Source organism: Sphingomonas sp. Leaf412 (genome assembly GCF_001425405.1).
In the GTDB taxonomy this organism is placed as follows: domain Bacteria; phylum Pseudomonadota; class Alphaproteobacteria; order Sphingomonadales; family Sphingomonadaceae; genus Sphingomonas.
In genome coordinates this window covers 85,230-92,263 of sequence record NZ_LMQP01000004.1, presented here as the reverse complement: position 1 = coordinate 92,263, position 7,034 = coordinate 85,230, and the positions used below count along the sequence as shown (strand labels likewise).

The following is a 7,034-nucleotide window of genomic DNA, read 5'->3' as shown; positions in this document are numbered from 1 at the left end:
CCTGCCGGTCCCCGTCGTGACCGCGGTGAACGGCCCGGCGGCGGGCGTCGGCTGCTCGATGGGGCTGGTCGGCGATTTCGTGCTGGCGGGAAAGAGCGCGTATTTCCTCCAGGCGTTCGTCAACATCGGCCTCGTCCCCGATGGCGGGTCGACGTGGCTGCTGACCCGCGCGATCGGGAAGGCGCGGGCGACGCAGATGATGATGCTGGGCGAGCGCGTCGGCGCGGAGCAGGCCGAAAGCTGGGGCCTGATCTACAAGGCGGTGGACGATGCCGCGCTGTTTGACGAGGCGCTGTCGCTCGCCACGCGGCTGGCGGCGGGGCCGACGGTGGCGCTGGGTGCGATGCGCCGCAACATCGTCACCGCGCTGGACGGCACGTTCGACCAGGTGCTGCGCGCCGAGGCCGAGGGCCAGCGCGCCGCGGGCGGATCGCAGGACGCGCGCGAGGGGGGCTTGAGCTTCCTCGAAAAGCGCAAGCCGGCGTTCACGGGGAAATGATAATCTTTCCCTCTCCCATCGGGAGAGGGAGGGAGCCGCCGTCAGGCGGCGGAAGGGTGAGGGCGGCGACCGGCGTGCCCTCACCAACTTTCGGCTAGGCAGCACGCTGCCAAGCCTTCGTATCCTCTCCCGCCGGGAGAGGAAGGGATGCAGTGATGACCGAACCCACGATCGAGACCAACACCGGCGAGGACGTCGGCGCCGCGCCCGCGCCGGCACCGATGCCCACCGAAGTGGCCGCGCCGCCGCCCGCGCCGGGGCTCGACACCTGGGCCACCGCCGCGGCGAAGGAGGTGAAGGGCAAGGACCTGACCTGGCCGACGCCGGAGGGGATCGACGTCAAGCCGCTGTATACCGCCGCGGATGTCAACGGCTGGGACCCCGGCCTGCCCGGTTTCGCGCCGTTCACGCGCGGGGTGCGCGCGTCGATGTATGCCGGGCGGCCGTGGACGATCCGGCAATATGCGGGCTTCTCCACCGCGGAGGCGTCCAACGCCTTCTACCACCGCAACCTGAAGGCGGGGCAGAAGGGCCTGTCGGTCGCGTTCGATCTGGCCACCCACCGCGGCTACGACAGCGACCATCCGCGCGTGACCGGCGACGTCGGCAAGGCGGGCGTCGCGATCGACAGCGTCGAGGACATGAAGATCCTGTTCGACGGCATCCCGCTGGACCAGATGTCGGTCAGCATGACGATGAACGGCGCGGTGATCCCGATACTCGCCTTCTTCATCGTGGCGGGCGAGGAACAGGGTGTCGACCGCAAGCTGCTGGACGGGACGATCCAGAACGACATCCTGAAGGAGTTCATGGTCCGCAACACCTATATCTACCCGCCCGAACCCAGCATGCGGATAATCAGCGACATCTTCGGCTACACGTCGCGCGAGATGCCCAAGTTCAACAGCATCTCGATCAGCGGCTACCACATGCAGGAAGCCGGCGCGACGCAGGTGCAGGAGCTGGCGTTCACGATCGCGGACGGGATGGAATACGTGAAGTATGGCGTCGCGTCGGGCCTCGACATCGACAAGTTCGCCGGGCGCCTGAGCTTCTTCTTCGCGATCGGCATGAACTTCTTCATGGAAATCGCGAAGCTGCGCGCCGCGCGCGTCCTGTGGCATCGCGTCATGACGAACCTGGGCGCGAAGGACGAACGTAGCAAGATGCTGCGCACGCATTGCCAGACCAGCGGGGTTAGCCTGACCGAGCAGGACCCGTACAACAACGTCATGCGCACCACGATCGAGGCGATGGCGGCGATGCTGGGGGGGACGCAGTCGCTCCACACCAACGCGCTGGACGAGGCGATCGCGCTCCCCACCGATTTCTCCGCCCGCATCGCGCGCAACACGCAGCTGGTGATCCAGGAGGAAACCGGCATGTGCAACGTCGTCGATCCGCTGGGCGGCAGCTATTATATCGAGGCGCTGACGAAGCGGCTGGTCGACGATGCCTGGGCGATTATCGAGCGCGTGGAGCGCGAGGGCGGGATGGCGAAGGCGGTCGCCGCGGGCTGGCCCAAGGCGATGATCGAGGAAGCCAGCGCCGCCCGCGCCGCGCGCGTCGATCGCGGCGAGGATGTGATCGTCGGCGTCAACAAATACCGCAAGGACAACGAGGATCCGATCGAGATCCTCGACGTCGACAACCATGCGGTGCGCGAGGCGCAGATCCGCCGCATCCAGGCGACGAAGGCCGCGCGCGACGAGGCGGCGTGCCAGGCGACGCTGGCGGCGCTGCGCGACGGCGCGGCGGGGAATGCGAACCTGCTGGAACTGGCGGTCGAGGCGGCGCGGGCGCGCGCGACGCTGGGCGAGATTTCCAGCGCGATGGAGGTCGCGTTCGACCGCTACGGGACGCAACCGACGCCGGTGAAGGGCGTGTACGGCGGCGCGTACAAGGACGACGCGCGCTGGACCCGGCTGGAGGACGGCGTCGCCGCGACCGAGCGCCGGCTGGGACGCAAGCCGCGGATGCTCGTGGCGAAGATGGGGCAGGACGGCCACGACCGCGGCGCCAATCTGGTCAGCAGCATGTTCGGCGACCTGGGGTTCGAGATCGTGCCGGGGCCGCTGTTCCAGACGCCGAAGGAAGCCGCGGTGCTGGCGCTGGAGAAGGACGTCGACATCGTCGGCGCGTCGTCGCTGGCGGCGGGGCACAAGACGCTGATCCCCGAGCTGATCGGCCATCTGTCCGACGCGGGACGCCCGGATATCAAGGTCATCGCGGGCGGCGTGATCCCGGCGCAGGACTATCAGGCGCTGCGCGATGCAGGGGTGCAGGCGATCTTCGGCCCTGGCACGAACCTCATCAAGGCGGCGGAGGACGTGCTTCGCCTGCTGGGCCACAACATGCCGCCGTCGGATGAGGAGGCGGCGTGATGGATCGGCATTCCCACATTCCCGTCACCCCGGCCCCCGAGCCGGGGTCCATCGTGCCACGAGAACATCAAGCGTTGCATACGCGGAGGGATGGACCCCGGATCAAGTCCGGGGTGACGGAAGGGGTGGCTCGTCGAACGACATATCTTCTCGCGCTCCTGCTCCCCCTCCCCGCCACCGCGCAGACGCAGATGGAGATGAACGAGCAGGCCGGCGCGGCATATACCCGCGCCGACGCCGCGATGAACGCGCAGTGGAAGCGGACCTATGCACAGATGAAGCGGCGCGAGGTGGCGGGCGACGGCTTCGCCTATGCCGCCGCGCTGCTCAACAGCCAGCGCGCGTGGCTCGCGTACCGCGACGCGCAATGCCGGATCGCCGCCGCGGAATTCCAGGGCGGATCGCTCCAACCGATGGCGCAGCGGCAATGCCTCGCGGGCCTCACCGCCGAACGGACACGACAGTTGAAGGGCCTGATGTGGCAGCAGTAAGGAACACCTGGACGCGCGAGGAGGTCGCCGACCTCTTCGCCCTGCCGTTCGACGACCTGATGTGGCAGGCGCAGGGCGTCCACCGCGCGCACCACGCCGCGGGGCAGGTGCAATTGTGCACGCTCCTGTCGATCAAGACCGGCGGCTGCCCGGAGGATTGCGGTTATTGCGCGCAGTCGAAAAGCGCGGACAGCGGGGTGAAGGCCACCAAGCTGATGGACCCGCGCGCGGTGTTGCAGATGGCGGCGCAGGCGAAGGACGCGGGATCGCAGCGCTTCTGCATGGGCGCGGCATGGCGCAACCCGAAGGACCGCGACATGCCCGCCATCGTGGAGATGGTGAAGGGCGTGCGCCAGATGGGCATGGAAACCTGCATGACGCTGGGCATGCTCACGCCGTCGCAGGCGGCGATGCTGGCCGACGCCGGGCTGGATTATTACAACCACAACATCGACACCTCGCCCGAGCGCTACGACAGCGTCATCACCACGCGGACCTTCGCGGACCGGCTGGAGACGCTGGAGCATGTGCGCACCGCGGGCATCAACGTGTGCTGCGGCGGGATCGTCGGCATGGGCGAGACGCGGGAGGATCGCGTCGGTTTCGTCCACGCGCTCGCCACGCTGCCGCGGCATCCCGAAAGCGTGCCGGTCAACGCGCTGGTGCCGGTGAAGGGCACGGTGCTGGGCGACATGCTGGCGGACACGCCGCTGGCGAAGATCGACGACATCGAATTCGTTCGCACCGTCGCGGTGGCGCGGATCACGATGCCCCGGTCGATGGTGCGGTTGTCCGCCGGTCGCGAGAGCATGTCGGAGGCGACGCAGGCGCTGTGCTTCATGGCGGGGGCGAATTCGATCTTCACCGGCGACAAGTTGCTGACCACCGGCAACCGCGGCGACGATGCGGATGCCGCGCTGATGGCGAAGCTGGGCCTGACCGCGATGACCGCGGAAGAGCCGATGCGGGTGTGCGAGGCGGCGGAATAATGCCGACCGTGCTGCGGATCGGCGCGTTCCGCTTCTATTTCTACAGCCACGAGCCGAACGAACCCCCGCACGTCCACGTCGACCGCGGCGAGGCAACCATCAAGGTCTGGCTCGACGCGATCAAAGTGGCGAAGAGCCGCGGGTTTCGCGCACACGAGATCAATGGCATCCTCGACATGGTCGCGGAGCACCGGTCGGCACTGACGGAGGCGTGGCATGAACATTTCGGCTAGGGTGACGGACGAGCGGGTGCTGGATGTGCGCTTCGACGACGCGAGCCTGATCGTGGACCTGATGGACGGGCGCACCATCTCGGCGCCGCTTGCATGGTATCCGCGCCTGTTGCGCGCGACGGTCGCGCAGCGCGAACATTGGCAGAAGGCCGGCGCGGGTTACGGCATCCACTGGCCCGACGTGGACGAAGACCTGAGCACCGAGGGATTGCTGCGCGGCGCGCCGGCATGACCGTGTCTTTCCGGCATGCTGAACGCGTTTCAGCATCCATCCATCAACACACGCCGTCGGTGCCCGTGGCACGATTAACCCTGAAACGAGTTCAGGGTGACGGCCGTGATCCGAAGAGTTTTTAGGGGGCCGTCATGTTCAAGAAGATCCTGGTCGCCAACCGTGGCGAGATCGCGTGCCGGGTGTTCCGCACCGCGAAGAAGATGGGGATCGCCACAGTCGCGGTCTATTCCGATGCCGACGCGCGCGCCCCGCACGTGCTGATGGCGGACGAGGCGGTCCGGCTCGGGCCGGCGCCCGCGGCGGAAAGCTATCTCAAGGCGGAGCTGATCCTGCTCGCCGCGAAGGAGACCGGCGCGGACTGCATCCATCCCGGCTACGGCTTCCTGTCCGAGCGCGAGAGCTTCGCGAAGGCGTGCGCGGAGGCGGGGATCGCCTTCGTCGGCCCGCCGCCGAACGCGATCGCGGCGATGGGGGACAAGATCGAGTCGAAGAAGCTGGCCAAGGAAGCCGGCGTCAACGTCGTCCCCGGCTTCCTGGGCGAGATCGACAGCACCGACCACGCGGTCGAGATCGCGAGCGGCATCGGCTATCCCGTGATGATGAAGGCCAGCGCGGGCGGCGGCGGCAAGGGCATGCGCCTCGCGTATTCCGAGCAGGACGTGCGCGAGGGGTTCGAGGCGACGAAGCGCGAGGGGCTGGCCAGCTTCGGCGACGACCGCGTGTTCATCGAAAAGTTCATCGAAAGCCCGCGGCATATCGAGATCCAGGTGCTGGGCGACCAGCACGGCAACGTCCTGTACCTGAACGAACGCGAATGCAGCGTGCAGCGCCGCCACCAGAAGGTGGTGGAGGAAGCGCCGTCGCCGTTCGTGACGCCCAAGATGCGGAAAGCGATGGGCGAGCAGGCCGTCGCACTGGCCAAGGCGGTCGGTTACTACAGCGCGGGCACGGTCGAACTGATCGTCAGCGGCGCGGACAAGAGCGGGGAGGGGTTCTACTTCCTGGAAATGAACACCCGTTTGCAGGTCGAGCATCCCGTGACGGAGGAGATCACCGGCCTCGACCTGGTCGAGCAGATGATCCGCGTCGCCTATGGCGAGAAACTGGCGTTCGCGCAGAAGGATATCGGCATCAACGGCTGGTCGGTGGAAAACCGCGTCTATGCCGAGGACCCGTATCGCGGCTTCCTGCCCAGCATCGGGCGGCTGGTGCGCTATTCCCCGCCGGCCGAAACCGCCGTCATTGCGAGCGCAGCGAAGCAATCCGGTGACGACGCGCGGGGCGCTGGATTGCTTCGCTCCGCTCGCAATGACGATGCGCCCCGCGTCCGCGTCGACGACGGCGTGCGCGAGGGGGGCGAGGTCAGCATGTTCTACGACCCCATGATCGCGAAGCTCATCACCTGGGCGCCGACGCGCGAACAGGCGATCGATGCGCAGGTCGCGGCGCTCGACGCGTTCGAGATCGAGGGGCCGGGGACGAACCTCGATTTCCTGTCCGCGCTGATGCAGCATCCGCGCTTCCGCTCGGGCGAGATCACGACGGGCTTCATCGCGGAGGAATATCCCGACGGCTTCCACGGCGCCCCCGCGTCGGACGACGTCGTGCGACGGCTGGCGGGAGTCGCGGCGTTCGCGGCGACGGCGGAGGCGGATCGCGCACGCCGGATCGACGGGCAATTGGGCGACCGGCTGCATCCGCCCGCGGACTGGACGGTGCGGATCGGGAAGGTCGACCATGCCGTCACCATCTCCCCCGATGCGCTGACGGTCGACGGCGTCGAACTGCCCGTCGCGATCGAATATACGCCCGGCGACCGCATCGTGGCGGTGGAGCCGCTCGACGAGGAGGGCGACACGCTGACGGTGAAGCTGACGCGGACGCGCACGGGTTTCCTGCTCAACGCGCGCGGCGCCGGCCACAAGGTGCGCGTGCTGCCCGCGCGCGTGGCGCCGCTCGCGGACCACCTGCTGGAGAAGATTCCGCCCGACCTCAGCAAGTTCCTGATCGCGCCGATGCCGGGCCTGCTCGTCCGGCTGGACGTGAAGGAAGGCGACAAGGTGGAGGCCGGGCAGCCGCTGGCGGTGGTCGAGGCGATGAAGATGGAGAACATCCTGCGCGCGGAGAAGAGCGCGACCGTGAAGTCGCTGTCCGCGGCGGAAGGCGACAGCCTGGCGGTCGACCAGGTGATCCTGGAGCTCGA

At 68.0% G+C, this 7,034-nt stretch carries 7 protein-coding genes; all 7 read left to right on the top strand.

Annotation, left to right across the window (positions count from 1 at the left end; all coding sequences use genetic code 11):
• Window positions 1-499, top strand: a 499-nt coding sequence (locus ASG29_RS17615) for an enoyl-CoA hydratase-related protein (RefSeq protein ID WP_235532946.1), incomplete at its 5' end; no start/stop codon positions are given.
• Window positions 500-720: 221 nt separating this feature from the next.
• Window positions 721-2,883 carry a methylmalonyl-CoA mutase gene (gene scpA / locus ASG29_RS14690; protein WP_055986558.1) on the top strand — a complete coding sequence of 721 codons (2,163 nt, stop codon included), beginning with the start codon at window positions 721-723 and terminating at the stop codon, window positions 2,881-2,883.
• 125 nt (window positions 2,884-3,008) lie between these two features.
• A complete protein-coding gene (locus tag ASG29_RS14685) occupies window positions 3,009-3,374 on the top strand; it encodes a lysozyme inhibitor LprI family protein (RefSeq protein ID WP_235532945.1) in 366 nt (121 codons plus the stop codon).
• On the top strand, window positions 3,311-4,363 hold the full coding sequence (bioB, locus tag ASG29_RS14680; RefSeq protein ID WP_055985950.1) for a biotin synthase BioB: 1,053 nt from the start codon (window positions 3,311-3,313) through the stop codon (window positions 4,361-4,363). The genes ASG29_RS14685 and bioB overlap by 64 nt, the downstream gene beginning before the upstream one ends.
• Complete coding sequence (locus tag ASG29_RS14675; RefSeq protein WP_055985946.1) at window positions 4,363-4,596, top strand: DUF4160 domain-containing protein; 234 nt, start codon at window positions 4,363-4,365, stop codon at window positions 4,594-4,596. The genes bioB and ASG29_RS14675 overlap by 1 nt, the downstream gene beginning before the upstream one ends.
• Window positions 4,580-4,828: a DUF2442 domain-containing protein gene (locus ASG29_RS14670; RefSeq protein ID WP_055985944.1), complete on the top strand. Its 249-nt coding sequence runs from the start codon at window positions 4,580-4,582 to the stop codon at window positions 4,826-4,828. Before ASG29_RS14675 ends, ASG29_RS14670 begins: the two co-directional genes overlap by 17 nt.
• A gap of 134 nt (window positions 4,829-4,962) precedes the next feature.
• On the top strand, window positions 4,963-7,034 hold a 2,072-nt coding region (locus ASG29_RS14665; protein ID WP_055985941.1), incomplete at its 3' end, for an acetyl/propionyl/methylcrotonyl-CoA carboxylase subunit alpha.